This window comes from Sphaerisporangium sp. NPDC049003, from assembly GCF_043197795.1.
Lineage (GTDB): Bacteria > Actinomycetota > Actinomycetes > Streptosporangiales > Streptosporangiaceae > Sphaerisporangium.
Window position 1 is genome coordinate 67,049 of sequence record NZ_JBICTU010000005.1, and the last position, 25,815, is coordinate 92,863.

The 25,815-nt window shown below is 72.3% G+C and carries 22 protein-coding genes and 1 pseudogene; 16 read left to right on the forward strand and 7 right to left on the reverse strand.

Features of this window, described 5'->3' with window-relative positions; genetic code table 11:
* Positions 1–49: 49 nt before the first annotated feature.
* The 11 genes from ACGFIV_RS06900 (at position 50) to ACGFIV_RS06950 (ending at position 12,106) form a co-directional block, all read left to right on the forward strand.
* Positions 50–1,063, forward strand: a complete 1,014-nt coding sequence (locus ACGFIV_RS06900; protein WP_358551263.1) for a LacI family DNA-binding transcriptional regulator — start codon at positions 50–52, stop codon at positions 1,061–1,063.
* The gene (locus tag ACGFIV_RS06905) at positions 1,060–1,992 is read left to right on the forward strand and encodes a sugar ABC transporter permease (RefSeq protein ID WP_358551261.1); all 933 of its coding nucleotides are present in this window, start codon (positions 1,060–1,062) and stop codon (positions 1,990–1,992) included. The genes ACGFIV_RS06900 and ACGFIV_RS06905 overlap by 4 nt, the downstream gene beginning before the upstream one ends.
* A gap of 1 nt (position 1,993) precedes the next feature.
* Positions 1,994–2,812: a carbohydrate ABC transporter permease gene (locus tag ACGFIV_RS06910; protein ID WP_392832714.1), complete on the forward strand. Its 819-nt coding sequence runs from the start codon at positions 1,994–1,996 to the stop codon at positions 2,810–2,812.
* Positions 2,813–2,861: 49 nt separating this feature from the next.
* Entirely contained in the window at positions 2,862–4,172 is a 1,311-nt protein-coding gene (locus tag ACGFIV_RS06915) for a sugar ABC transporter substrate-binding protein (RefSeq protein ID WP_358551257.1), read from the forward strand.
* Positions 4,169–5,158, forward strand: coding sequence for an ADP-ribosylglycohydrolase family protein (locus tag ACGFIV_RS06920; protein ID WP_358551255.1), 990 nt, complete (start codon positions 4,169–4,171; stop codon positions 5,156–5,158). The genes ACGFIV_RS06915 and ACGFIV_RS06920 overlap by 4 nt, the downstream gene beginning before the upstream one ends.
* Before the next feature lie 80 nt (positions 5,159–5,238).
* A complete protein-coding gene (locus tag ACGFIV_RS06925) occupies positions 5,239–6,210 on the forward strand; it encodes an ADP-ribosylglycohydrolase family protein (protein WP_358551253.1) in 972 nt (323 codons plus the stop codon).
* On the forward strand, positions 6,207–7,403 hold the full coding sequence (locus ACGFIV_RS06930; protein ID WP_392832719.1) for an ADP-ribosylglycohydrolase family protein: 1,197 nt from the start codon (positions 6,207–6,209) through the stop codon (positions 7,401–7,403). The genes ACGFIV_RS06925 and ACGFIV_RS06930 overlap by 4 nt, the downstream gene beginning before the upstream one ends.
* Before the next feature lie 143 nt (positions 7,404–7,546).
* Positions 7,547–8,893 carry an ADP-ribosylglycohydrolase family protein gene (locus ACGFIV_RS06935; protein WP_358559826.1) on the forward strand — a complete coding sequence of 449 codons (1,347 nt, stop codon included), beginning with the start codon at positions 7,547–7,549 and terminating at the stop codon, positions 8,891–8,893.
* Positions 8,894–9,099: 206 nt separating this feature from the next.
* Positions 9,100–9,972 (forward strand): ribokinase, encoded by an 873-nt coding sequence (gene rbsK / locus ACGFIV_RS06940; protein WP_358559824.1) that lies wholly within the window; start codon positions 9,100–9,102, stop codon positions 9,970–9,972.
* Between the two features lie 13 nt (positions 9,973–9,985).
* A complete protein-coding gene (locus ACGFIV_RS06945; protein WP_358559822.1) occupies positions 9,986–11,158 on the forward strand; it encodes a CoA transferase in 1,173 nt (390 codons plus the stop codon).
* A 123-nt stretch (positions 11,159–11,281) separates the two neighbouring features.
* Entirely contained in the window at positions 11,282–12,106 is an 825-nt protein-coding gene (locus tag ACGFIV_RS06950; protein ID WP_392832723.1) for an HpcH/HpaI aldolase/citrate lyase family protein, read from the forward strand.
* A 161-nt stretch (positions 12,107–12,267) separates the two neighbouring features.
* Here ACGFIV_RS06950 and ACGFIV_RS06955 read toward each other — a convergent pair whose 3' ends face one another.
* Positions 12,268–13,530: a C39 family peptidase gene (locus ACGFIV_RS06955; protein ID WP_358559818.1), complete on the reverse strand. Its 1,263-nt coding sequence runs from the start codon at positions 13,528–13,530 to the stop codon at positions 12,268–12,270.
* Between the two features lie 191 nt (positions 13,531–13,721).
* Here ACGFIV_RS06955 and ACGFIV_RS06960 point away from each other — a divergent pair, with 191 nt between their 5' ends.
* Entirely contained in the window at positions 13,722–14,723 is a 1,002-nt protein-coding gene (locus ACGFIV_RS06960; protein ID WP_358559816.1) for a phosphotransferase, read from the forward strand.
* Positions 14,724–14,813: 90 nt separating this feature from the next.
* Here the strand turns inward: ACGFIV_RS06960 and ACGFIV_RS06965 are convergent, their stop codons facing one another.
* The 3 genes from ACGFIV_RS06965 to ACGFIV_RS06975 are packed head-to-tail and all read right to left on the reverse strand — an operon-like array spanning position 14,814 to position 17,207.
* The gene (locus ACGFIV_RS06965; protein WP_358559814.1) at positions 14,814–15,320 is read right to left on the reverse strand and encodes a hypothetical protein; all 507 of its coding nucleotides are present in this window, start codon (positions 15,318–15,320) and stop codon (positions 14,814–14,816) included.
* Between the two features lie 16 nt (positions 15,321–15,336).
* Positions 15,337–15,978, reverse strand: a complete 642-nt coding sequence (locus ACGFIV_RS06970; protein ID WP_358559812.1) for a response regulator transcription factor — start codon at positions 15,976–15,978, stop codon at positions 15,337–15,339.
* Positions 15,969–17,207 carry a sensor histidine kinase gene (locus ACGFIV_RS06975; protein ID WP_392832728.1) on the reverse strand — a complete coding sequence of 413 codons (1,239 nt, stop codon included), beginning with the start codon at positions 17,205–17,207 and terminating at the stop codon, positions 15,969–15,971. The genes ACGFIV_RS06970 and ACGFIV_RS06975 overlap by 10 nt, the downstream gene beginning before the upstream one ends.
* Before the next feature lie 187 nt (positions 17,208–17,394).
* On the opposite strand from ACGFIV_RS06975, the gene ACGFIV_RS06980 reads away from it, so the two are divergent.
* The 3 genes from ACGFIV_RS06980 (at position 17,395) to ACGFIV_RS06990 (ending at position 20,583) form a co-directional block, all read left to right on the forward strand.
* Positions 17,395–18,162: a hypothetical protein gene (locus tag ACGFIV_RS06980; RefSeq protein WP_392832731.1), complete on the forward strand. Its 768-nt coding sequence runs from the start codon at positions 17,395–17,397 to the stop codon at positions 18,160–18,162.
* A complete protein-coding gene (locus ACGFIV_RS06985; protein ID WP_392832733.1) occupies positions 18,150–19,013 on the forward strand; it encodes a hypothetical protein in 864 nt (287 codons plus the stop codon). The genes ACGFIV_RS06980 and ACGFIV_RS06985 overlap by 13 nt, the downstream gene beginning before the upstream one ends.
* Before the next feature lie 211 nt (positions 19,014–19,224).
* Positions 19,225–20,583, forward strand: coding sequence for a PHB depolymerase family esterase (locus tag ACGFIV_RS06990; RefSeq protein WP_392832736.1), 1,359 nt, complete (start codon positions 19,225–19,227; stop codon positions 20,581–20,583).
* A 217-nt stretch (positions 20,584–20,800) separates the two neighbouring features.
* Here the strand turns inward: ACGFIV_RS06990 and ACGFIV_RS06995 are convergent, their stop codons facing one another.
* Positions 20,801–21,988 (reverse strand): TIGR03118 family protein, encoded by a 1,188-nt coding sequence (locus tag ACGFIV_RS06995; protein ID WP_358556156.1) that lies wholly within the window; start codon positions 21,986–21,988, stop codon positions 20,801–20,803.
* A gap of 398 nt (positions 21,989–22,386) precedes the next feature.
* Between ACGFIV_RS06995 and ACGFIV_RS07000 the strand changes: the two genes are divergently transcribed.
* Complete coding sequence (locus tag ACGFIV_RS07000; protein WP_392832740.1) at positions 22,387–23,250, forward strand: ribonuclease activity regulator RraA; 864 nt, start codon at positions 22,387–22,389, stop codon at positions 23,248–23,250.
* A gap of 22 nt (positions 23,251–23,272) precedes the next feature.
* Here the strand turns inward: ACGFIV_RS07000 and ACGFIV_RS07005 are convergent, their stop codons facing one another.
* Complete coding sequence (locus ACGFIV_RS07005) at positions 23,273–23,968, reverse strand: GntR family transcriptional regulator (protein ID WP_358556193.1); 696 nt, start codon at positions 23,966–23,968, stop codon at positions 23,273–23,275.
* 76 nt (positions 23,969–24,044) lie between these two features.
* A pseudogene (gene araD, locus ACGFIV_RS07010) lies at positions 24,045–25,767 on the reverse strand (L-arabinonate dehydratase).
* Between the last annotated feature and the right edge of the window lie 48 nt (positions 25,768–25,815).

Here is a 25,815-nt window from a genome sequence, read left to right on the forward strand (position 1 = left end):
GACCAGCGCTTGTGTAAACGTTTACCGTTTTCGACCTCCGAGGTGACACGTGAGTGACGGGCCGACGATCACGACGATCGCCCAGCGCGCGGGCGTGTCGATAGCCTCGGTGTCGCGCGTGCTCAACGGGCTGCCCACCAAGGCCGAGACCGAGCGCCGCGTGATGAGCGCGGCGCGCGAGCTCGGCTACGTGCCGAACTCGGTGGCCAGGTCGCTGAAGTCCCGGCGCAGCAACCAGGTCGGCTTCGCGATGGCCGACATAGGGAACCCGGTGTACCTCGCGATGATCCGCGAGATCCAGCCGGTGCTCAAGGCGGCCGGCTACCGGCTCGTCCTGCACTCCACCAACGTGGACGCCGCCGACGAGATCGACGTGCTGCGCGGCCTCGGCGAGCGGTACATCGACGGCCTCATCATGATCCCGCTGCGGGTGACCGGCGAGCACCTGAAGATGTTCGCCTCCGCCCGCGCGCCGATCGTGATCATCGGCTCGGTCCCGGAGGGCACCCCCGTCGACAACGTGAGGACCGACTCCCGCGAGGGCGTTCGCCTGGCCGTCGAGCACCTTCACGGGCTGGGCCGCAGGCGGATCGGCTTCGTCAACGGCCCGCTCGACACCGTCCCCGGCGCCGCCCGCTCGGCCGCCTACGCCGAGGCGCTCGCGGCGCTCGGCCTGCCGTACGACCCGGACCTCGTGGAGGTGGGCGACTTCTACCGCCCCGAAGGCGCCCGGGCCGCGGGCCGCCTCGTAGAACGCGTGCCCGACCTCGACGCGCTGCTGTGCGCCAACGACCTGATCGCGCTCGGGGCGCTCGACGTCCTGCGCCGCGAGCGGCGGCGCGTGCCGGAGGAGGTCGCCGTGGCGAGCATGGACGACACCGACCTCGCCACCGTCGCCTGGCCCCCGCTGACCAGCGTCTCGCTCGGCTCGGCCGAACGCGGCAGGGCGGCGGCCGAGCTCCTGCTCGACCGGCTGGCCCACGGCGCCCGCGCGCCGCGCGTCGTCACCGTCGAGCCCCGGCTCGTGGTCCGCGCCTCGACCCTGGGGGAGGAGACCTCATGACCCTGACGGCCGAAAGGACGCGAAGGCCCGCGGCGGGTCACCGCGGCGGGCGGACGAGGACCAGGCAGGGGCGCGAGACGCTCGTGCTCATGCTGCCCGCGCTCGTGCCGGTGCTGGTCTTCAGCGTCGGGCCGCTGCTGTACGGCATCTTCCTCGCGTTCACCGACGCCAGGTCGGGGCGCAACGCCGAGACCTCCTTCGTGGGTCTGGCGAACTTCGGCGACCTCATGGGCGACGCGGACTTCTGGTCGTCGTTCCGCATCGGCCTGATCTGGGCGGTCTCGGTGACCGTGCTGCAGTTCCTCGCCTCGCTCGGGCTGGCCCTGCTGCTCAACGAGGACCTGCGGTTCCGGTCGTTCGCCCGGGTGCTGGTCGTGGTGCCGTGGGCCATGCCGCCCGTCGTCATCGGGCTGATGTGGCGGCTCGTCTACCACCCGAACGCCGGGATCCTCAACAGCGTGCTGCGCGACGTCGGCCTGCTCGACCACAACGTCGACTGGCTCAACGACTTCTCCATCGCGCTCCCCGCGGTGATCGTCGTCGGGATCTGGACGGGCATGCCGCAGACGACCGTCGTGCTGCTCGCGGGGCTGCAGAACGTGCCCAAGGAACTGTACGAGGCCGGTCACATGGACGGGGCCTCGGCCTTCCGCCGCTTCTGGAGCATCACGCTGCCGCAGTTGCGCCCGGTGATCGTGACGATCACCTCACTGGACTTCGTCTGGAACATCAACCAGTTCGGCCTGGTCTACGTCCTCACCCAGGGCGGGCCGGGCGGGCAGACCCGACTGCCGATGCTCTTCGCCTACGAGGAGGCCTTCCGCTACGGCTTCTTCGGGTACGCGGCCACGCTGGGCGTCGCCTTCGTGATCCTCGTGCTGGCCGTGCTCGGCCTCTATATCTGGCGGCAGATGAGGGAGGCGGACTGACATGCGCAGGCCACTGCAGTACCTCGCCCTGCTGGGCTACGTGGTCTTCCTGGCCTTCCCGATGGTCTGGCTGCTGTCCACGGCGCTCAAGACCTCGCGGGAGATGGCGAGCCTGGTCCCGACCTGGATCCCGCGCCACCCCATCCTGACCAACTTCGCCGACGCCTTCGGCGAGCAGGACCTCGTCGGCAGCGCGCTGCGCAGCCTCGCGGTGGCGGTCGCGTGCTCGGTGCTGACCGTCGTGCTCGCGCTGCCCGCGTCGTACGCCATGGCCCGCTACCGCTCGCTCGTCAGCAAGCTCGCCGTCGGGTGGGTGCTGGTCAGCCAGGTCTTCCCGTTCATCCTGATCATCATCCCGCTGTTCATGGTGCTGCGGAGCCTGGACCTGGTGAACACCCTGCCCGGCCTCACCATCGTGCACGTCACGTTCGTGCTGCCGTTCGCGCTGTGGATGCTCCAGGGGTACGTGCGTGCGGTGCCGCGCGAGCTGGAGGAGGCCGCGGCCGTCGACGGCGCTGGCCGGATCCGCTCGCTGGTGAAGGTCGTCGCGCCGCTGCTCGCCCCCGGCGTGGTGGCCACGGCCCTGTTCGCCTTCATCTCCTCCTGGAACGAGTTCCTGTTCGCACTGGTCGTCCTCAAAAACCCCGACGTGGCGACCCTGCCACTCACCCTCGTCAAGTTCACCGGCGCGGAGGGGGTCGTACGTCTCGGCCCGCTCGCGGCGGCGTCGCTGCTCGCGACGATCCCGAGCCTGGTGTTCTTCGCGATCATCCAGCGACGGCTCAGATCGGGCCTGATGGCCGGCGCCGTCAAGGGCTAGCTCCCGCGGAACCCAACAAGCATGCTGCACCCCCCGATAGGAGAAACTCTTGCGTACCAGAACCGCACTCGCGGTGGCGGCGGCCGCGATGGTCGCACTGACCGCCGGCTGCTCGTCGGGCGGAGACACCGGCGGCGGTGACCAGCCCGCCAAGGCCGTGAACCTGAAGTTCCTGAGCCTCGCCTGGCAGAAGGAGTCCATCGCCGCGAACAAGCAGATCGTCGGCGAGTGGAACAAGGCCAACCCCGGCACCCAGGTCGAGTACGTCCAGGGGAGCTGGGACAACGTCAACGACCAGCTCGTCACCTCGTTCGAGGGCGGTGACCCGCCGGACGTCATCCACGACGACTCCCCGGCGCTCGCCGGCTTCGCCTCGCGCGGCTACCTCCTGGACCTCACCGGCAAGCTCCCCGCCGACCTGAAGAGCGACATCCCGCAGCCCGCCTGGGACACCGTGACCTTCGCCGACGGCAAGGGCGGCCAGGGCGTGTACGGCGTGCCGTTCCTCCAGGAGTCGCAGGTCATCATCGCCAACAAGAAGCTGCTGGACGCGGCGAAGGTCCGCGTCCCGACCCCGGACGACCCCTGGACCTGGGACGAGTACGCCGAGATCTGCAAGAAGCTCACCAAGGGCGGCTCCTTCGGGGTGGCCTGGCCGCTGAAGTCGCCGGTCAACAAGGTGCTCAACCTCGGGCTGAACTTCGGAGGCACCTTCTTCCAGACCGACGGCACCAAGGCCACGGTCAAGGTCGGCCCCGAGGAGCGCGAGGTCCTGCAGCGCATCCACGACCAGCTCTACAAGGACAAGTCGGCCGACCCGTCCACGCTCGGCATGGGCACCGCCGACCCGCTTCCCGGTTTCTACGCGGGCAAGTACGCCATGATCCCCGCGAGCGTCTACCTGCGCCAGCAGGTCGTGGAGCAGGCCCCGGCCGGCTTCGAGTGGATCACGCTCCCGCCGCTGAAGGGCACCAGCTCCAACCAGGGCGCCGCCTCGCAGACCCTGTCGGTCGCGGCCGACAGCAAGTACCCCGACCAGGCGACGCAGTTCATCTCGTTCTTCCTGAACAGCGCCAACCAGGCCAAGCTCGCCAAGGGCGACTGGCTGCTCCCGACCAGCACCAAGGCCGCGAGCGACCCGTCGATGACGACCAAGGAGAACGGCTGGGACGTGGCCACCGCCTCCGCCAAGAACCTGGTGGTCGCCCCCTACCTGCGGGTGAACGGGTTCGACGAGTGGAAGAGCAAGGTGGCCACGCCCACTCTGCAGCAGTACTTCGCCAACAAGATCACCATCGACCAGGCGGCCAAGACGCTCGTCGAGGAGGGCAACAAGGTGCTGGAGCGTTACAGCAAGTGAAGCTGACCCGCGCCCGGGGGTGCCTGCTCGGCCTGGCGGCCGGCGACGCCCTCGGGCGGCCCGCCGAGAACCTCGCCCCGGAGGAGATCGCACGGCGCTGGGGCCGGCTCACCGAGATCGAGCCCGGCATGGGAGGCACCGACGACACCGAGTACACCATCTTCGCCTCCTCCCTGCTGTGCAGGTACGGGTCGGCCATGACACCCGCCGACGTCGCCAGGGAGTACCGCGAGCAGATCATCCCGAACATCGACGGCCCGATGCGCGGCGCGGGCTTCTCCGAGCTCGGGGCCATCCAGGCGCTCCGCCGGGGCATCGAGCCGCCGCTGTCCGGCATGTGGCACCAGCACGGATGGTCGGACGGGCTCGCCATGCGCGCCGCGCCGTACGGCATCTTCGCCACCGGCGACCCGGCCGAGGCCGCCCGCCTGGTGGCGGTCGACGGGGTGGTGAGCAACAGCGGCGAGGGCGTGTACGGCGGGCAGGCGGTCGCTGCGGCGGTGGCCGTCGCCATGACCGGCGCGTCGCCCGGCGAGGTCGTCGAGGCCGGCATCGCCGCCGTCCCCGAGGACTCCTGGACCTCCCGCAACCTGCGTGCCGCCGTCGCCGCGGTCGCCGCGGGGTCGGCCGAAAGCCTGCGCGAGGCGGGGTCGGCGGGGGGACTGTACGAGGCCGTGGTCGTGCGCCACTACCCCTGGACGGACCTCGCGCCCGAGGCGGTCGCGCTCGCCTTCGCCGGATACCTCATGGGCGCGGGCGAGGTCGAGGAGTCGGTGGTGTGCGCCGCCAACCTCGGCAGGGACGCCGACACCACCGCGGCCATCGCCGGCGCCCTCGCGGGGGCGGGGCGCGGCGAGAGCGCCGTACCGGCGCGGTGGGCCAGGGAGATCGGCCCGGTCACGGGCAGGTGCCTGCCGGCCGTCGCCGGCAGGCACGTACTCGACGTCGCCACCGAACTCGTGGCCGCGACCGGGGAACCGGCGTGAACGGGCGCGAGGGCCGGCCGGCACGTTCGCGACGCCGGTCCAAGGGATAAGCCGCCGGTCCAAGGGATAAGAGGAGAGACATGTCATCGGGGGACAGGATCCGCGGGGCCTTCATCGGCCTCGCGATCGGCGACGCGGCCGGCTGGCCGTCCGCGCGGCACCGCTCCGCGCTGCTCGCGCCCTGGAGCAGGCGGCTCGCGAGGGAGCTGGACGGTTTCGCCGAGGAGCACCGGGTCACGACCCCGCCCGTGCCGTTCACGCTGAACCAGCCCGTCGAGCCGCTGTCGATCGGGCCGTCCGACGACGCCGAATGGCTGGCCTGGACCGCGCTCACCATCCACGAGGACCGCGCCGAGGCCTTCGGCAGGCTGGCCGGCCGTACGGACCTGCGCGTGCGGATCTCCGTGCGCTCGGCGCTGGACAACCTGGCCGCGGGCAAGCGGCCCCCGGCCAGCGGTCACGACAACCCGCACTTCTTCGACGACGCGGCGGCCGTACGGGCCGTCGCCTTCGGGGCGATCGGGGCCGACCCGAAGGCCGACGCCTCGGTCACCAACGCCGGGGACGGCGTCCACGCGGCCATGGCCGTGGCGGCGGCGGTCGCCGAGCTGGTGGCGGGCGGTCCGATGGCCTCGGCCGTCGAGGCGGCGCTGGCCGAGCTGCCCGCGGGCACCGCGATCGGGCACGCGACCAGGACGGCGCTCGCCGTGGCGCGGAAGGCGGGCGACCCCTTCGCGGCGGTCCCCGCGCTGGACGCGGCGCTGCTCGATCACGTGTACAGCTACGGCGTCGCCGCGTCGCAGACGGTCGCGGTGGCGCTCGCGCTCGCGGAGGTGTCCGGGGGCGCGCTCGGCGCGGCCGTACCCGCCGCCGCGTGCCTGCCCTCGCTCGCCGACTCCGCCCCGGCCCTGACCGGGGCGCTCACCGGGGCGTTCACCGGGTACGAGGCGCTGCCGGAGGGCTGGCGGGCCGCCGCGCGCACGCTGGCGGGCTGCGGCCTGCCCGACCTGGCAGGAACGGATCTCATCGACATCGCTGGAGGACTCGCATGACGCCGCAGGACGACCCGCTGACCGGCCTGCCCACCGACCTGCTCACCGACAAGGCCGTCGGATGCGTGACGGGCGCGGCGGTCGGCGACGCGCTCGGCGGCGCGACCGAGGGCTGGACGCCCGAGCAGATCCAGGACCGCTACGACGGGTACGTGACGGGCATCGTCCCGCCGTACTTCGAGGACTGGCGCAACGCCCGCCCCATAGCCCCGTACCACAAGGGCGACGGCCACGTCACCGACGACACCCTGATGACGCACGCGCTGATCCGCGTGTACGAGAAGGCCGGCCGGCACCTGGACGCCTACGCGGCGGCCGAGCACCTGGTGCCCGAGATGATGGGCGAGAAGCGCTGGATCCCCGAGCTGGAGGCCGAGGCGCTGCCGCTGCACCGGGTCTTCCTCGCCGAGAAGTGGCTGGTCCTGCGCCTGCACTACGGCCACATCGACCCGCGTGAGGCGGGGGTCGGCAACATCGTCAACTGCGGCGCCGCGATGTACATGGCACCGGTCGGCATCGTGAACGCCGCCAACCCCGACGCGGCGTACGCCGAGGCCATCGACCTCGCGGGCGCCCATCAGTCCAGCTACGGCCGCGAGGCCGCCGGGGTGCTCGCCGCCGCGGTGGCCGAGGGCATGCGCCCGGGAGCGACCGCGGACTCGGTGGTCGCCACCTGCCTGCGCCTGGCGCGCGACGGCACGCGGGCCGCCATCGAGGCCGTCTGCGAGCGGGCGCGGGGGTTCGGCCACTGGGAAGGGTCCTTCGGCGCGCTGCGCGAGGCCGTCGCGCCGTACGACACCGTCGCCGAGACCTACCGCGACCAGGGGCTCGGCGCCCGGAGGCCGAGCCGCCTGCATAGCATCGAGGAGCTGCCGCTGGCGCTCGCCTTCCTGCTGATCGCGGGCGGCGACTACCGCGACACCGTCCTCGGGGGCGTGAACTACGGCCGCGACGCCGACTCGATCGCCAGCATGGGCGGGGCCATCGCCGGGGCGCTCTCGGGCGCCAAGGCGGTGCCGTCCGAATGGCTCGACCCGGTGACGGAGTCCAGCCGGATCGACCTGGTGGCCCCCGGCGTGTCCATCGCCGAGGTCGCCCGCCGCCTCCACGCCGCCGACCTCGCCGCGCGCCGCGCCCACGAGACCGCGTTCACCTCCCTGACCTGGGGCACCTCGACGGGCGAAACGGCATGACCGCTCCGATCGGGGGACCTTCCAGCGAGGGAGAGGGCACGGCCGCTCCGATAGGAGGAGCTTCCAGTAAGGGAGAGGGCACGACCGCTCCGATCGGGGGAGGTTCCGGCGGGGGAGAGGGCACGGCCGATCGGCTGATCCGCATGACCTGGGTGCAGCCGGAGGACCTCGTCGGCCATGAGCTGCGCCAGGCCGTCGAGGACGGTCGCTCCGGCAAGGTGGTGCCCATCGCGGCACGGTGGCACGCCGCAGGAGGGCACGACGCTCCGCCGCGCGCCGGCGCCTCGCCCGAGCCGCCCACCCCCGAGCTGCGCGCACTGGCGCTCGAACTGCTCGACGAGCTGGCAGCCATCCCATCCCCGCTCCCCGAACCCTCCGGCCTCCCCGCGATCCGGGCGAGCGCTCCCGGAGGTGATCGGGGTAGCCCAGGAACGGGCGTCAGGGGTGACGAGCCGCGCGAGCGGCTGCTCGGCGCGTGGCTCGGGCGCGCGGCCGGGTGCGTGCTGGGCAAACCGGTCGAGAAGATCCCCCGCGAGGGCATCAGGCGGATCGCGGAGGCCACCGGCAACTGGCCCATCCGCGGCTGGTTCACCGCCGCCGGACTTCCGGACGACGTGGCGGCCCGCTGGCCGTGGAACCGGCGCAGCGCCGTCAACTCCCTGGCCGAGAACATCGACGGCGTGCCCGAGGACGACGACCTCAACTTCCCGCTCCTCGCCCTGTCCCTGCTGGAGCGCTTCGGCCGGGACTTCACCACCGCGGACGTCGCCACGATGTGGCTGGACGAGCTGCCCGCGGGCCGCGTCTTCACCGCGGAAAGGGTGGCGTACCGCAACCTGCTCGACGGGGTGGAGCCACCGGGCACGGCGACGTGGCGCAACCCGTTCAGGGAGTGGATCGGCGCGCTGATCAGGGCGGACGTGTACGGCTGGGTCAACCCGGGCGATCCCGGCACGGCGGCCGAGTTCGCCTGGCGGGACGCCCGCCTCAGCCACACCGCCAACGGCGTCTACGGCGCGATGATGGTCGCGGCCATGTGCGCGCGGTCCCTCGTCGCCTCCTCGATCGAGGAGGTCGTCGCCGCGGGGCTCTCCGTCGTGCCCGCCGGGTCGCGGCTGGCGCGAGCCGTACGGGAGGCCGTCGCCGACGCCGAATCCGAGCCCGACTTCGAGCGGGTCGTGGACCGGCTGTACGAGCGGCACGGCGGCCTGCACTGGGTCCACACGATCAACAACGCGGCGCTGGTCGCGGCGGCCCTGACCCATGGGCGCGGCGACTTCACGGCCTCGATCGCCGGGGCGGTCGCCGGAGGCTGGGACACCGACTCGGCGGGGGCGACGGTGGGATCGATCGCCGGCGGGCTGCTCGGCGCGTCGAAGATCCCCGCCGAGTGGACGCTGGGGAACCGGCTGGCCAGCAGCATGAGAGGCTTCGACGGCATCGGCTTCGACGAGCTCACCCGCCGCACCCTGGCGGTCGCCGCCCCGTGAACCGCGACGCGGCGGCGTGATCCCGGGAATCCGGTGGTCACCGCCGGTGGCGAGAGGACAGAAGATGATCCCGGCGATGTGGTGGTCGCGGGCGGCCGGCCGGCGCCGGTCGGAGGGTGCGCGGAAGGACAGACGATGATCCCGGTTTCGTGGTGGTCGCGGGCCGCCGGTCGGCGCCGGTCGGCGGGTGTGTGAGAGGACAGACGATGATCTCGGTTTTCGGCAGCGCCAACATGGACCTGGTGGCGTACACCGCGACCGCCCCGAGGCGTGGTGAGACGGTGACCGGGCGGGCGTTCGGCACGGTTCCCGGTGGCAAGGGCGCAAACCAGGCCATCGCGGCGGCCCGCGCCGGCGCCGGGGTCGCGTTCCTCGGCGCGGTGGGGGACGACGCGTTCGGCCCGGTCATGCGCGAGACGCTGGAGTCGGCGGGCGTGGACGTCAGCCGCCTGCGCGTCGTACCGGGCTCCTCGGGCATCGCCCACATCGTCGTGGACGCCGAGGGCGGCAACTCGATCATCGTGATCCCCGGCGCCAATGGTACCGTGACGGGCCTGTCGCCGGACGACCTCGCCGTGATCGCCCGGTCCGACGCTCTGCTGCTCCAGCTCGAACTGCCCATGGAGGCCGTGGTGGCGGCGGCCCGGCAGGCCGAGGTCCCCGTGATCCTCACTCCCGCCCCCGCGCGGGAGCTGCCGCGCGAGCTGCTCGACGCCGTCGGCCTGATCGTGCCCAACGAGCACGAGGCCGAGGCGATCACCGGCCTCGCCGACCCCGCCGAGGCGCTCGAAGCGCTGCTGGACCTCGTCCCGGAAGCCGTGATCACCCTCGGCGGGGAGGGCGCGCTGTACGGCTCCCGATCCGGCGAACGGCTGCGCGTGCCCGCCGTACCGGTGAAGGCGGTCGACACCACGGCGGCGGGGGACACCTTCGTCGGCGCGCTGGCCGTGGCACGGGCCGAGGGCAGGCCACGGGCGGAGGCCCTGCGGTTCGCCGCCACGGCCGCGGCCCTGTCGGTCCAGCGTGAGGGCGCGAGCACGTCGATGCCCACCCGCGCCGAGATCGACGCGGCCCTGTGATGGAGGAACACCGTTGAAAGCACTTGAAGGCGTCCGCGTCCTGGACCTCGCCACGCTGTTCGCCGGGCCGATGGCGGCGATGCTGCTCGGTGACTTCGGCGCCGAGGTCGTCAAGGTGGAGCACCCGGCCAAGCCGGACCCGTCGCGCGGGCACGGCCCCGGCGGCCTGTGGTGGAAGATGCTCGGCCGTAACAAGCGGGCCATGACCCTGAACCTGTCCACGGCCGAAGGCCAGGACCTGCTCCTCGCGCTGGTCCGCGACGCCGACGTGGTCATCGAGAACTTCCGCCCGGGGACGCTGGAGCGGTGGAACCTCTCCTACGACCGCCTCCGCGAGGCCAACCCCCGCCTGGTGCTCGCCCGGGTCACGGGCTTCGGCCAGTTCGGGCCGTACGCGAAACGGCCCGGGTTCGGCACGCTCGCCGAGGCGATGAGCGGGTTCGCCGCGATGACCGGCGAACCGGACGGCCCGCCGACCCTGCCGCCGTTCGGCCTGGCCGACGGCATCTGCGCCCTCGCGACCGCCTACGCCGTGATGGCCGCGCTTCGCGCGCGTGAAACGACCGGCGCGGGGCAGGTGGTCGACATGTCGATCATCGAGCCCATCCTGACGGTGCTCGGGGCGCAGCCGACGATCTACGACCGGCTCGGGATCGTGCCGCCGCGCACCGGCAACCGTTCGGTGAACAACGCGCCGCGCAACACCTACCGGTGCGCGGACGGCTCCTGGGTGGCGGTGTCCACCTCGGCGCAGAACATCGCCGAACGGGTCATGCGCCTGGTGGGCAGGCCCGAGTACATCGCCGAGCCGTGGTTCGCCACCGGCGCGGGACGGGTGGAGCACGCCGCCGAGCTGGACGAGGCCGTCGCCGCCTGGGTCGCCGCGCGCACACGCGAGGAGGTGCTCACCGCGTTCGAGGAGGCGCAGGCGGCGGTGGCGCCGATCTACGACGTGCGCGACGTGCTGGCCGATCCGCAGCTCACCGCCCTGGACGCCGTCACCACCGTGGACGACCCCGAGCTCGGGCCGCTGCGGATGCAGAACGTCATGTTCCGCCTGTCGGACACCCCCGGCGAGATCCGCTGGACAGGCCGCCCCCACGGCGCCGACACCTCCGAACTGTTGACGGAACTCGGCCTGTCGGGCTCGGACATCGAGACCTTGCGCGAAAAGGGAGTCGTCTGATGCCGGACCACCCCACACACGCTCACAACGCACGCGGTAACGTGCTGACCTTTCTGTTCGCGGTCGCGAGGGGACTGATGTCGTGCTGACCTTTCTGTACGTGGTCGCGAGGGGAGCGATGCCGTGCTGACTTTCCTGTACGCGCCCGCCGATCGGCCGGCGCTTGTGGCCAAGGCGCTCGCCGGGCCCGCCGACGTGGTGATCGTCGACCTGGAGGACGCCGTGGCGGCCGAGGCCAAGGACCAGGCCCGCGCGGAGGTCGTGGGGCTGCTCGCCTCCCCCCAGCCGCGCGTCCAGATCAGGATCAACGAGGTGCGCACGGCCTGCGGCCAGGCGGACCTGCGGGCGATCGGCGCCCTGTGCTCGGGCACGGCCGGCATCCGGGTGCCGAAGGTCGAATCGGCCGTCGACATCCGTGAGGTCGCCAGGGCCGTGCCGGGCGTCGCGCTGCACCCGCTCATCGAGTCCGCTCTCGGCCTCGAACGGGCCTACGAGATCGCCTCGGCCGACCCCGCGGTGGCGAGCATCGGCCTGGGTGAGGCCGACCTGCGCGCGGACCTGGGCGTCAGCGACGAGGCGGGGCTGGCGTGGGCCCGGTCGCGGCTCGTGGTCGCGGCCCGCGCCGCCGGGCTGCCCGCGCCCGTACAGTCGGTCTACACCGACTTCCACGACCTGGAGGGTCTGGCCGAGTCGTGCCGCCTCGGCCGGGCCATGGGCTTCCGCGGCAGGGCCGCCATCCACCCCGCCCAGCTCCCGGTCATCGAGGCCGCCTACCGCCCGACCGAAGAAGAGGTCACGGCCGCCAACGAGGTCGTCGCGGCGGCCGGCGTCGGCGCCGTCGCCCTCCCGGACGGCCGCTTCGTCGACGAGGCGGTCGTCCGCCAGGCCAGAAGCGTCCTCACCGACGCCCTCCGCACCCCCGCCACCACGCTCACGATGACGAGCTAGGCATTGCCCGCCCGCCGGCGTGCTCAACACCGAACGGGCTTGCCGTCACAAGCGGCCGGCGGCGAGGCGGATGCCCAAGGTGATCGCCGATTCGTCGTGGCGCCGCTGGATACCGAGGTGCGGCGAGCCCTGCGCGGGGCTCGCCGCACCCGGAGAAGGGGTCACCAGTTGGCCGGCAGCCCCAGAGTGGTGGCGGGCAGGGCGCGCCCGCGTGGATGGATGATGTAGACGATGCCGCCGCTGCTGGAACTGCGCAGCCAGACGTTCTCGAAGTCGGCCCTCGGGTAGACCCGGCGCACGGCGTCGTTGTCCGGCGAGGCGGGGTCGTTGGCGATCACGTCGCCGGTGGCGGTGAAGCCGACTATCACCATGAGGTGTCCGTTGGTGCCGTAGCCCGCGCCGGGCAGCTCGCTCTCCTTGAACGACTGGGAGGTGACGACCGGGATACCGGAGGCGATCAGGCGTTCCATCTCGGTGAGCGACCGCAGCCGGGTGACGAAGCCGTCCAGGCCGTAGCGGCCGGCGTAGGCGGTGTTGAAGGGCCAGTTGCCCGCGCCCTCGTAGGCGTGGTCGTAGGTGTACCGGGCGGCGTAGTCGACCTCGGGGTTCGGATCGGAGGGGTCGACCCAGGAGGTGTCCTGGGAGCTGGGCCACTTGCCCCAGTATCCGAGGACCATGGTGGTCGAGGTCGGGCTGCACCACGCCTCGCCGCCGCCGTCCCACTCGGGATAGTGGCCGCGGTGGACGTTCTGGGAGCGGCGGGGCACGTTCAGCTCGGTCCCCCACGCGCCCCCGGTAGGGCTGACCGGCACCGTCGCCCGGTCGGGGACGGCGGAGGCCATCGCACCGAGGGTCCTGACCCGCGGGACCACCGCCGAGCCGGGCGTGCGATGCAGCGTGAGGCGGAGCTGGTAGGCGGTGATCGGCCTGCCCGACGCGGCGACGAAGGTGTCGACCGAGACGGTGCCGTCGGTGTCCGCCTGGCCCGCCAGCGAGGTGCGGCGGATGTCGGACTCTCCGTAGGCCCAGCGGCCCAGCACGTACCACTTGGTGAGCCCGGCGGTGTTTCGGCCGCGCATCTCGACCTGCAGCCAGCTCCCGGGCGGCGTGTCGGCGGTCCAGGAGGCGATCAGCTCCGTGGCGGCGAAGCCGATCAGCCGCTCCCGCCCGGTCCATCTCGCGTACTCCCAGCTCTTGGTGCCGAGCGCGTCGGTGTAGGAGGTGGTGCCCACCGCGGAGCCGAAGGCGAGGTCGCGACCGGCGGCGACCCCTTCGGCGGTGCCGGAGTGGAAGGAGGCCCGCTGGTAGACGACCTTCACCGGGTTCGGTGGAGGTTTCGCGCCGGTCGCGGCGGCGGGCGTCGCGGCGGCGGCCACCAGAAGGGCGGATAACAACGCGGAGCGGAACATGGTCAGCGGGCGCATGGCTCACCTTCCCTGAAGGGGCTCTCGACGCCGCAGACGGTAGAACGTCCGGCTATTTCGCACATCGGGCGGATTACGTATCGCCGCCGAACGGGACGCCGCCCGCCGTCGCCGGGGTCATGTCGGCGGTCGAGGGCCCGTACCACTAGAAAGGCATGACCACTGAATGACCGTGACCACAAGGAGTGCGCATGGAGGTCCATGACCTGTCGGGCGGCGGCGACGTGCTCGCCCGCATCGAGCTGGTCGCCCGGCGGGCGCTGCGGCTGTACGGCCTCTCGCCCGCCGCCCGGGTGAAGCTCATCAACGTGTCGGAGAACGCCACCTTCCTCGTCACGGACGGGGACCTCCGTACGGTCCTGCGCGTCCACCGCCTCGGCTACCACTCGCCCGAGGCGATCGGCTCGGAGCTCGACTGGCTGTCGGCGCTGCGCGACGAGGCCGGCGTGCGCACCCCCGCGGTGCTTCCCGCGCTGGACGGATCGAGGGTCGTCACCGTCGAGGACCCGGGCTCCGCGCCGCGCGACTGCGTGATGTTCGAGTTCGTCCCCGGGACCGAGCCCGCCGAGCACCGCCTGGTCGAGTACTTCGAGCCGCTCGGCGCGATGACCGCCCGCATGCACCTGCACGCCCGCCGCTGGGCAAGGCCCGCCGGCTTCACCCGGTTCCACTGGGACGCCGACGCCGCGTTCGGCCCGGTGCCGCGCTGGGGCAGGTGGCAGGACGGCGCCGGCGTCGACCGTGAGGCGCACGCCGTGCTGTCCCGGCTGGAACGGACGCTGCGCGAGCGGCTGGAGCGGTTCGGCAGGGGGCCGGAGCGCTACGGGCTCATCCACGCCGACCTGCGCCTGGCCAACCTGCTCGTGGACGGCGCGGCGGGCACCACCGTGATCGACTTCGACGACTGCGGGCTCGGCTGGTACCTGTACGACCTCGGCGCCGCCGTCAGCTTCATCGAGCACCACCCGCACGTGCCCCAGATGATCGATTCCTGGGTGCGCGGCTACCGGAGCGTCCTCGGCCTGCCGAGGGACGACGAGAACGAGATCTGGACCTTCATCATGTTCCGCCGCCTGCTGCTCGTCGCCTGGATCGGCTCCCACTCGGCGGTCGACGTCGCCCGCGAGCTCGGCGCCGGCTACACCCGGGGGAGCTGCGAGCTGGCCGAACGTTACCTCAGCGGATCGCTTTAGGTAACCCTCGTATTCGCTCCGAGGGGGGCGGCGTCGGCGGGCACCGCCTCTACGCGTCGCCGGCGCGATCCTCAGGAGGCGGTGCGATCCTCAGGAGGAGGGGCGAGGAGGAGGGCAGGGGGATCCGGGCGAGCTGGGGGAGCACCTCACGGTGCCCGAGGGCGTGGTGAGGAGGACCTCCACGCCGGGAGGCACGCCCAGGGTGTACTCGCCGTGGCAGCCGGTGCCGCCGGCGCAGGTGAGGCTGACGCGTAACGTCCTGCCCTTCTCCCACGTCTCCCCGAACCGCCGGTCGCCGTCCCGCCAGGTCAGCTCGCGCCGCACCGAGAGCCGGCCCGCGACGCCGGGTGTGAACCGGACGCCGACGCGCCCGGTGGCGTCCACGATGACCAGCGGTGTGGTGATCGCGTACGTCACCGTGGAGGTCTCGGTGGTCTGGCGACCGAGGTCGGAGGAGTCGTACGAGCCCGGGAAGGCGAAGTCGTAGTCGTGGGGCAGAGGGATGCCGGCCCACGCCCACAGGGCCATGCCGATCACGGCCAGCGCGGTGAGCGCCCCGCCCCCGGCGATCCAGACTGTCCTGACGGTGCTTCGCATCGGAACGCGGCCTTTCTCAGATCTTCAGGAAGCGCAGGACGGCGAGCACCCGGCGGTGGTCCCTGTCCGCGCCGGACAGTTCGAGCTTGGCGAAGATGTTGTTGATGTGCTTGCCGACCGCGCCCTCGGAGACCACCAGCGCCTCCGCGATCCCGGCGTTCGACCGGCCCTCGGCGATCAGCGCCAGCACCTCGTGCTCCCGGCGGGTGAGCCGGTCGAGCGGGTCGCTGTGCCGGCGGAGCAGGAGCTGGGCGACCACCTCCGGGTCCAGCGCCGTGCCGCCCCCGGCCACCCGGCGCAGCGCGTCGACGAACTCGGTCACGTCGGCCACGCGGTCCTTCAGCAGGTAGCCGATGCCGCTGGTCTCGGTGGACAGCAACTGGGTCGCGTAACGCTCCTCGACGTACTGCGAGAGGACGACGATCGGGAGCCCCGGCCGCTGGCGGCGCAGGACGAGCGCGGCCCGCAGGCCCTCGTCGGAGTGACCCGGCGGCATGCGGACGTCGGTGACGACGAGGTCGGGCAGGTGCTCGTCGACGGCGCGCAGCAGCGACTCCGCGTCTGCCACCGCGGCCACCACCTCCATGCCGGCCGAGCCCAGCATCCACACGAGCCCCTCCCTGAGCAGGACGGAGTCCTCGGCGAGCACTACGCGCATGGCAGCTCCACACTGATCGTCGTCGGCCCGCCGGGCGGGCTGTCGATGCTCAGCCTGCCGTCGACCGAGCCCACCCGCTGCGACAGGCCGCGCAGTCCCGTCCCGCCGTCCGGCTCCGCGCCGCCCCGGCCATCATCGGTGACCTGGAGAAACAGCCTGTCTCCCGTACGCCGGGCCGTGACCTCGGCGGCGGACGCCCGCGCGTGCTTGGCGACGTTGGCCAGCGCCTCGGAGATGACGAAGAACGCCACCGCCTCGATCGTGGGGGAGGCGCGCTCCGGCACCTCGACCCGCAGCCGTACGGGGAGGGGGGCCCGCGCGGCGAGGCCGGACAGCGCCGCGTCCAGCCCCTCGTCGCTGAGCACGGCCGGATGCAGGCCGCGTACGAGGTCGCGCAGCTCCTTCAGTGCCTGCTTGGCCTCCTCGTGCGCCCGCGAGATCGTCTCCCTGGCCGGGCCCGGCAGGTCGGTGAAGGCGGCGCGGGCCATGCCGAGGTTCATGGCGAGCGACACCAGCCGCTGCTGGGCGCCGTCGTGCAGGTCGCGCTCGATGCGCCGCCGCTCGGCGTCCGCGGCGTCGATCACCTCGGCGCGGCTCTCCTTCAGGGTCTCCACGCGCAGGGCGAGCTGCTCGCTGAGGCTCGGCCCGAGAAGCGCCTCGGCCGCGATCACGTCCAGCGCGGTGATCCCCCGCGCCAGCCACGGTGCCGCGACGCACAGGGCCAGGGCCAGCAGGGCGAGCGGCGCGCTGTTCCAGGTGCCGCCCACGCTCCAGACCCGCACGGCGAGCGCCGCCACGACCAGGCAGGCCGACCAGACCACCACCACCGCGAGAAAGCCGGCGGCGCTGATCAGCGGCGCCAGCAGGTGGTAGCCGAGCTGCCGCCAGGTGCTCCTCGTCCGCGCCTCGCGGAACAGCCGCACCGCGGGGTTGCCGCCGCCGGAACGCCGTGGCACCGGAGGGATGTCCACGCCGAGGAAGGCCGCGAAGCGCGCGCGCTGGAGTCTCGTGAACATCCGCGCCGACCAGAAGAGCAGCGGCAGGGCGATCAGCGGCGCCACGACGGTCCAGACCAGCAGCACCGAGACCACCGCCAGCCCCGCGATCACGAACAGGGTCGCCAGGGCGATCGGGACGCCCGTCACCACATGGAACGTGCGGAGCCAGCTCGGTGCCGACCAGTGGGCACGCATCTTGTCCCAGGGGGTGGCCACATCGGCGTGAGTCATGCCACCACCGTAGAGACCGCGGCGGTAGGGGAGACATGGGCGAAGCCTCCCTAAAGGGGGTGGGGAAATCCCCACCTAGATCTCCCCGAATGACCATCATCGCCGTTACGTAATGTGATAGCTATGTGACGGCATGCGATCGGCAAGGCGCGGTCGCCCCGTCCAATACGAAGCTATGGAGATGGTCATGCTGGTCTGCGTACTCGCAGTGGCCGCGGCGATCGGCGTGGTGGCCGGCGCCGCCTTTCTTTTCCGCAGGCTCGGCAGCGGCACGGACGACCTGGTCCCGGACGGCCCGTCCGCCGGCCACGCCGGCTCGATGCTCTCGTCGTTGTTCTTGCTGGTGTTCGCCATCGCCATCGTCGTCCCCTGGACGACGGCCGACGCCGCGCGCCAGAACACCTACGCCGAGAGCCAGGCGGCCGTGGAGACCTACTGGTCCGCGGCCCGGCTTCCCGCTCCCGGCGGTTCCCAGTTGCAGCAGCAGCTGCGCGACTACGTCGGGTTCGTGGTCCACAAGGAGTGGCCGCTCATGGCCTCGGGCCGGCTCAGCGCGGAGGGCGCGTCCCGCCTGGAGACGCTGCGCACACAGGCGGCGGCCATGATCGTGAACGACGACGACGCCAGGTCCGCCAAGGCCGACGTCCTCGACGAGGTGAGAGACCTGTCGGCGGCCCGCCGCCAGAGAGCGGCGGACGCGCGGGCCACGCCTCCGGCGGGCCTGCTGCCCCTGACCATCGTCACAGGCCTGATCGTGATCGTGTTCCCGTTCATGGCCGGTGCCCGGCCCCGGGGCAAGACGCTCGTGCCGCTGGTGGTGATGGCGGGGCTGCTCGGGTTCGGCGTCTTCCTGACCTGGCAGATCTCCCACGTGTTCTCCAGTGGGCTGTCGGTCGGGCCCGACGCGTTCAGCGCGGCGCTCACGGAGTTCCAGCGGATCCCGTGGAGCGGGTGACCGTGGCCTCGCCCCGCACGGCGGCCCTCCTGGCGATGCCACTGGCGAGCCTGCCGCTCGCAGGCCTCCTGGAAATCACCCCCGCCCCGGCGGTCGCCCACCCCCTCCCCGTCTCCGCCGGGACGGCCGCCCACCCCCTCCCCGTCTCCGCCGGGACGGCCGCGCACGCCCTCCCTGTCTCCGCCGGGACGGTCGCCCACGCCCTTCCGGTCTCGGCCCAGGCGGGCGTCACCGCCCGATCCCTCCCCGCCTCGGCGGGCACCGTCGCGCATCCCCTCCCGGCCGCCGTCTCGGTTCTGGCGGGGGGCGTACTTCCGTCCGACGTCACCGTCTGTCTCGACGTCGACGTGGTGGTGAGCCTGCGGGTCGGCATCAGCATCGGCGGATACCCTCCGATCTGCCATGACCCGGCCTCCCCGCCCTCGGCGCCCGCGCCGGTCCCGCCGCCGCCGCCCGCCCCCGCTCCGGTCCCGCCCCCGGTTCCGACGCCGCCCCCCACCCCACCGTCTCCACCCACCCCCACCGCGGCCCCGACGCGTGCCCCGGCACCGACGCGTGCCCCCGCCCCGCCCCGCGTTCCGGCTCCGTCCCGCGTTCCGGCGCCTCCGCCGTCGATCCGTCCGGCCGTGCCCGTCGTGCAGCCACCGCGCACACCACCCGCCGCGCCCCGGACCCCGGCGGAGGCGGCCCCGACACCGTCGGCGGTCACCCCGGCCCCCCGCATCCGCGCCGTTCGCGCGGCGCTCCAGCCGTCCCGCCGCCGCAACCCGCTGTCCTCGGTCATGGTCCTGGTCGTGCTGTCCCTGGTGATCGCCCTCGCCGCGGGCCTGGCGTTCGGCACCGTCCGGTAGCGCGGGCATCCCCCGCGCTACCGGACGGTAGGGCACGGCCTCATCCGGGCCGAAAGTTTCACCGCTTTCAAGCCGGTGGTTTGCATGCCCGGCAGGTCCGCGCGCTGCTGATTCGGCCGTCGTACATGGCGTCTTGTGTGCTGAAACATTCCGGCTGATACTCCGGAATATTTCAAAAGAACGCCACGCGGACCGGAGAGCAGGAGAACGGATGAGGATCAGAAGCAAACTGCTGGGCGCGTTCGCGGCCGCCGTGACGCTGGTCGTCGCGGGCCTGGCCACCGCGCCGCCGGCGTCGCCCGCGTCGCTGACCGAGGTGACCGGCTTCGGCAACAACCCCAGCGGCCTGAGGATGCACATGTACGTGCCGGACTCGGTGGCGGCGCGGCCTGCCATCGTGGTCGCCGTGCACTACTGCACGGGCTCCGGCCCGGCCTTCTTCTCGGGAACGGAGTTCGCCTCCCTCGCCGACCGGTACGGGTTCATCGTCGTCTACCCGTCCGCGACCAGAAGCGGCAGTTGCTTCGACGTCTCCTCGCCGCAGGCGTTGAAGCACGACGGCGGCAGCGATCCCGTGGGCATCGTCTCGATGGTGAAGTACGTCGAGCAGCACAACAACGGCGATCCCGATCGGGTGTTCGTCACCGGCGCGTCCTCGGGCGCCATGATGACCAACGTCCTGCTTGGCGACTATCCGGACGTGTTCAAGGCCGGCGCGGCCTTCATGGGCGTGCCGTTCGGATGCTTCGCCACCACCGACGGCTCCAGCTGGAACAGCGCGTGCGCCAACGGCACCATCACCAAGACCCCGCAGCAGTGGGGCGACCTCGTGCGCGGGGCCTACCCCGGCTACAGCGGCGCCCGTCCCCGGATGCAGGTATGGCACGGCACCGAGGACCCGACCCTCCGCTACCCGAACTTCCAGGAAGAGATCAAGCAGTGGACCAACGTCCACGGTCTCACCCAGACGGCCTCGCTGACCGACCACCCGCAGCCGACCTGGACCCGTACCCGCTACGGCGGCAACGGCACCATCGTCCCGGTCGAGGCGATCAGCGTCCAGGGGGCCGCGCACACCCTGCCGGCGAGCGGCATGGCCGCGGCGGCCATCCAGTTCTTCGGTCTCGCGGGCGGGGTCACGCCCCCGCCGACTCCACAGACGACCCCGTCGGCCACCCCGTCGGGCACGCCCCCGCCGACCCCGCAGACGACCCCGTCGGCCACGCCCACCGTCAGCCCGCCTCCGGCCTCGGGACCCTGCCGCGTCACCTACACGATGAACACCTGGAACACGGGGTTCACCGCCGAGGTCACCCTCGCCAACACCGGCACCACCCCGATCAACAGCTGGTCGCTGGCGTTCACCCTGCCAAGCGGGCAGGTGGTCACCTCCGCGTGGAACGCCACCGTCTCACCGTCCAGCGGCCAGGTCACCGCGAAGAACGTCAGTTACAACGCGACCATCGCGCCGGGCGCCTCGACGGGGTTCGGCTTCCAGGCGACCCACACGGGTAACACCGGCAAGCCGGCGTCCTTCACCCTCGGCGGCGTGAGCTGCGCCATCGGCTGAGCTGACCGCCCGCCCGGCACGCGGAAGCCGGGGGACGCCGGACAACCCCCGGAGAGCGGGATGTCCGAACGACCGAAAGCCGGCTGCGGGGCGCGCCACCCCGCAGCCGACTTCCGCTCATTCGGGCGGGTCGTGCTGAACTGTTGGAAAGATGTGAATCCTCTGTTTCAAGGAGCCCTCTGAGTGAGTGTCCCGGTGGTCGCCCACCCCCTTCTGGCTAGTACGAAGAGTTGGAGGAGGAAGTCGGTGAGGCGGTCGGCGAGGCCGACGCGCTCGGAGAGGAGGACGGTGTGGCGGTGGTGTTCGCGGCGTCCGCGGGCATGATCAGGCCGACCAGGCCGTGCTGGGCCTTCTGGATTCCGGCGGAGAACCACAGGGCGTTCTCGCCACCGCTGGCGGCGGTTCCCTGCTCCAGGTCCCACAGGCCCTCGATCGCGATGGCCTTGCCGTCGGCCTTGCGGAGCGGGCCGAGGTAGCGGCCGTTCCTCGGGTTGTAGGCGTTGATCCAGCCGTCACCGAAGTTGCCGACGAGCAGCGCCCCGGCGTACTGGCCGAAGCCCTGCGGTGCGGCGATCATCGCCCAGGGGGCGTTGAGCGCGCCACGGGCGGCGACACGGGCGGTCAGCCGGCCGGAGGCGTTGAACCGGCTGATGAAGCCGAGGCCCTTGCCCGCGATCGACTTGCCGGTCTCCGGGTCCCGCTTGGCGTAGGCGACGTAGACGGCGTTTCCGACGATCTCCACGTTGTAGGCCGAGTAGCCGCGGGGGAGGCCGCGGTCCACGAAGGCCCACCTCGACAGCCGTACGCGGCTGAAGTCGTCGTCGAAGACGTGGATCCGGTTGTGGGCGAAGTCGGCCGCGAGGAGGAAGGAGCCGTGGTTGGTCCGCATCATCGCCAGGCCCTTGTAGTCGGCCTTGCGGGTGAACGCCGCGATGATCGCGCTGCCCGGGTTGACCTCGGCGTTCCAGCCGGTGATGGCGCCGCTGGGGCTGGCGAAGATGAACGTCGCCGGGCCGGAAACGCCCTTGCTGGAGATCTCGAAGCCCTCCTCACCGTTGAAGACCTGGCCGGTCGGCGTGCCGCCGGGGATGGCGACCTCGGTCTTCTCCTTGGTGAGCTGGCTCGCCCCGCCCGAGTACACGGTCGCCGAGCCGGTGCCCGCGTTGGAGACCCACAGCGTCTTGCCCATGGCGAGACCCCAGGGGTTGACCAGCTTGGGGTCGGTGACGTCCGCCTTGCCCGCCACGTCCGAGATCAGGGGGAGCTCGGCGAATCGCGTGTTGGTGTGAGTGGTGGTCTTGGTGGACTCCTTGGACTGCGTGGACTCAGCGTGCGCCGGGATCGTGCCGGTGGAAATGCCCAGGACGAGTGCCGCAGCGCAGAGCGTGACGATGCGTGGCCGCATCAGGCCTCCTATGTCGTCTGCATGTGCGTACGGACGGAGGTACGCGGCGCTCTGAGACCCGGTTCAAACCGATTTCAATCTCTTCGTGAGCCCCGCTCAGCACGGTCGGCTCGGCCGGTACGGGCGGCCGGGCCAGGGCCGGCGAGGCGGTGGGCGTCCTCGGCCGCGGGCCGTACGGCGAGGCGCTGCTCGACCTCGCCGGACCGACCAGGGACGTGATGATGTACTGATATACCAGATCTCAACAGCCCACGAAGGGGAGATCTCGATGGTGGATGACGTCAGGCGGGCGCTCGCGTCGGTGGTGACCGTGCCGGTGACGCCGTTCGACGGGCTCGGGCAGGTCGACGGGCCGGCGTACGCCACTCTGGTGGCCCGCGGCTCCCGGTCGGCGCGTCATGACCGATCGGGCCGGACCGCAGGCCGAGACCCCCGTAGCAAAGCCGCAGGCAGATCCGACCGGGCAGAAGGCGAGGGCCGGGACGCCCGGGGACGCGGGACACGTCGAGAAGTCCGGGAGGGCGGGACAGGTGGAGATGGCAGGGGAGATCGGGGCGGAGGTGTTCGACGCGCTGCGGAAGGTGTCGACGGCGACGGTGACCACGCAGCTGTTCGCGCGGGGGCTGCGCAACACCTTCCTCGCCGGGCTGCGCCCCCTCAACCCGGCGCACACGCGGATGGTGGGGGAGGCGTTCACCCTGCGCCACATCCCCGCGCGCGAGGATCTGGACGTGCTGTCGGTGTTCAGGGACTACGACCACCCGCAGCGGCTCGCGGTCGAGTCGGTCGGCCCGGGGCAGGTGCTGGTCATGGACTGCCGGGGCCAGACCCGCGCGGCGTCGATCGGCGGCATCCTCGCGACCCGCCTGCTGCGGCGCGGCGCTGCCGGGCTGGTCACCGATGGCGCGGTGCGCGACTCGCCGTACTTCGCCGAGCTGGAGCTGCCGGCCTTCGCCGCCGGGGTCTGCGCGACCACCAACCTCGCGCGCCACCACGCCGTCGACCTGCAGGTCCCCATCGGCTGCGCCGAGGTGCCCGTCTACCCCGGCGACATCATCGTGGCCGACGCCGAGGGCGTCGTCTGCGTGCCCCGCCACCTCGCGGCGCAGGTGGCGCGCGACGCCCTGGAGCAGGAGCGCCTGGAGGACTTCATCCAGGCGGAGGTGGCGGCGGGCGCCCCGCTGCGCGGCACCTATCCCCCCGACGAGGACACCCTCCGCCGGTACCGCGACACCCTCCCCGGCGGTGGAGGCGCAGGCTGAACCGAGCACGGCCCCCACCGGCTCAGGTGCGGCGCCGGGCCGGGTTCTCGACGGGGTCGCGGGACAGGTGGGTCACGGAACGCTTGATGTGCGCCCTGGTCAGCCGCTCGGCCAGGGCGGCGTCGCCCGACCGCGCGGCGGCGAGGATGGCCTCGTGCTCGGCGAACTCCTCCCGCCAGGTCGGCCAGTGCCTCCACAGCACGGTGACGGTGCCGACGGCGGTGAGGTCCTGCAGGTTGTCCAGCTGAGCGGTGACCAGCTCGTTGTCGCAGCCGGAGTAGAGCGCGCGATGGAAGCGCCGGTTGGCCAGGCTCAGGGAGGTCGGGTCGTCCCCCGACAGCAGCTCACGGGCCCCCTCCAGCGCCTCTTGCGCGTCGCGTACGGTCTGCGGGCGGGCCGTCCGCGTGGCGCCCGCCACCGCCCACGGTTCGAGGAGCAGGCGGAGCTCCTGGGCCTTACGCAGGTCGGCGGCGTCCAGCACCCGTACGCTGACCCCGCGGTTGGGACTGATCACGACGAGGCCGGTCGAGGCGAGCCCGATGAGGGCCTCCCGCACCGGGGTCTTGGACACGCCGAGCTGCTCGGCGAGCCGGCGCTCCACCAGCGTCTCGCCGGGTCTGATCCGGCCGGACAGGATGGCCGCCCGGATCGAGTCGGCGACCAGATCGGTGCGCGTGGTCGCCCTCGCGACCGGCCGCAGGACCGGATCGTCTGCCATGTTGTACACCGGTATATCGTCGCGCACCTTCACCCCCGCCGCCCACGCCGTCCCCCGCCGCGAGCCGCCCCGCGTCTCACTCCGTGTCGGGTTCGGGGGCGCCTCCGCTGCCGGCGAGGAAGTCGAAGTCGCAGCCCTCGTTCGCCTGCAGGATGTGGGCGTCGTAGAGCGAGCCGTACCCGCGCCGGAACACCGTCTCGGGAGGCCGGAAGGACGCGCGGCGTCGTGCCAGTTCCTCCTCGGGGACGTCGAGGGACAGGCGCCGGGCCCCGACGTCCACGGTGATCGGGTCCCCGTCCCGTACGAGCGCGAGCGGGCCGCCGACGTGGGACTCCGGTGCGACGTGCAGCACGCAGGCGCCGTAGCTGGTGCCGCTCATGCGGGCGTCGGATATGCGCAGCATGTCGCGCACCCCCATCTTGAGCAGCCGGTCCGGTATGGGGAGCATGCCGTGCTCGGGCATCCCTGGGCCTCCGCGCGGTCCCGCGCCGCGCAGCACGAGCACCGAGTCGGCCGTGATCGGCAGGCTCTCGTCGTTGATCCGCCGCATCAGGTCGCGGTGCCCGTCGAACACCATCGCGGGCCCGGTGTGCTTGAGCAGCCGGGGGTCGGCGGCGACGTGCTTGATCACCGCGCCGTCCGGGGCGAGGTTGCCGCGCAGGACGGCGAGGCCGCCCTCGGCGGACAACGGGTTGCCGCGCGTCCTGATGACCTTGTCGTCGAACACGGCCGCCCCGTCGAGCACCTCGCCGAGGGTGTGTCCGGTGACGGTCGGCCGGTCGAGGTGGAGCAGGTCCGTGATCCGGCTCAGCAGGCCGGGCAGGCCGCCCGCCAGGTAGAAGTCCTCCATGACGTACGTGCCGCTCGGCCGCAGGTCGGCGAGGACGGGAACGCGCAGGGAGGCCGCGTCGAAGTGGTCGAGCGCGAGCTCGACGCCGCTGCGGCGGGCCATGGCGACGAGGTGGATGACGGCGTTGGTCGAGCCGCCGAGGGCCAGCACGGCGGTGACGGCGTCCGCGTACGCCTCGGCGTTGAGGATCGCCGACGGGCGCAGGTCCTCCCACGCCATCTCGACGACGCGCCTGCCGGTCGCGGCGGCCATCCGGTTGTGGGCGGAGGCCACCGCGGGGATGGAGGCCGCGCCCGGCAGCGTCATGCCGAGCACCTCGGCTACCGAGGTCATGGTGGAGGCGGTCCATCGTCATGCAGTGGCCGGGGGAGCGGGCGATGCCCTCCTCGACTCCGCTCATCTCGGCGTCGCCGACGAGCCCCGCCTGCTTGTCGGCCCAGTAGCGCCACATGTCGCTGCCGCTGCCGAGGACCTCGCCGTGCCAGTTGCCGGGGATCATCGGCCCCGCCGGCACGAAGATCGCCGGGAGGTCCATGCTGATGGCGCCCATGAGCAGGGCCGGGGTGGTCTTGTCGCACCCGCCCATGAGCACCGCGGCGTCCACGGGGTAGGACCGCAGGACCTCCTCGGTCTCCATGGCGAGCAGGTTGCGGTAGAGCATGGTCGTCGGCTTCTGGAAGGTCTCCGACAGCGACATCACCGGCAGCTCCACGGGGTACCCGCCCGCCTGCCACACCCCGCGCTTGACGTCCTGCGCCCGCTCGCGCAGGTGGATGTGGCAGGGGTTGAGCTCGCTCCAGGTGTTCAGGATGCCGATGACGGGCCTGCCCAGGTGCTCCTCGGCGGACAGGCCGAGCTGGCGGGTCCTGGCGCGGTGGCTGAAGGACCGGAGACTCTCGGTGCCGTACCACCGGTGGCTTCTCAACCGCTCAGGCGTCAGACGCTGCATTGGTCACCACCTCGTATCCTGATATATCACGATATCGGGGGGTGGCCC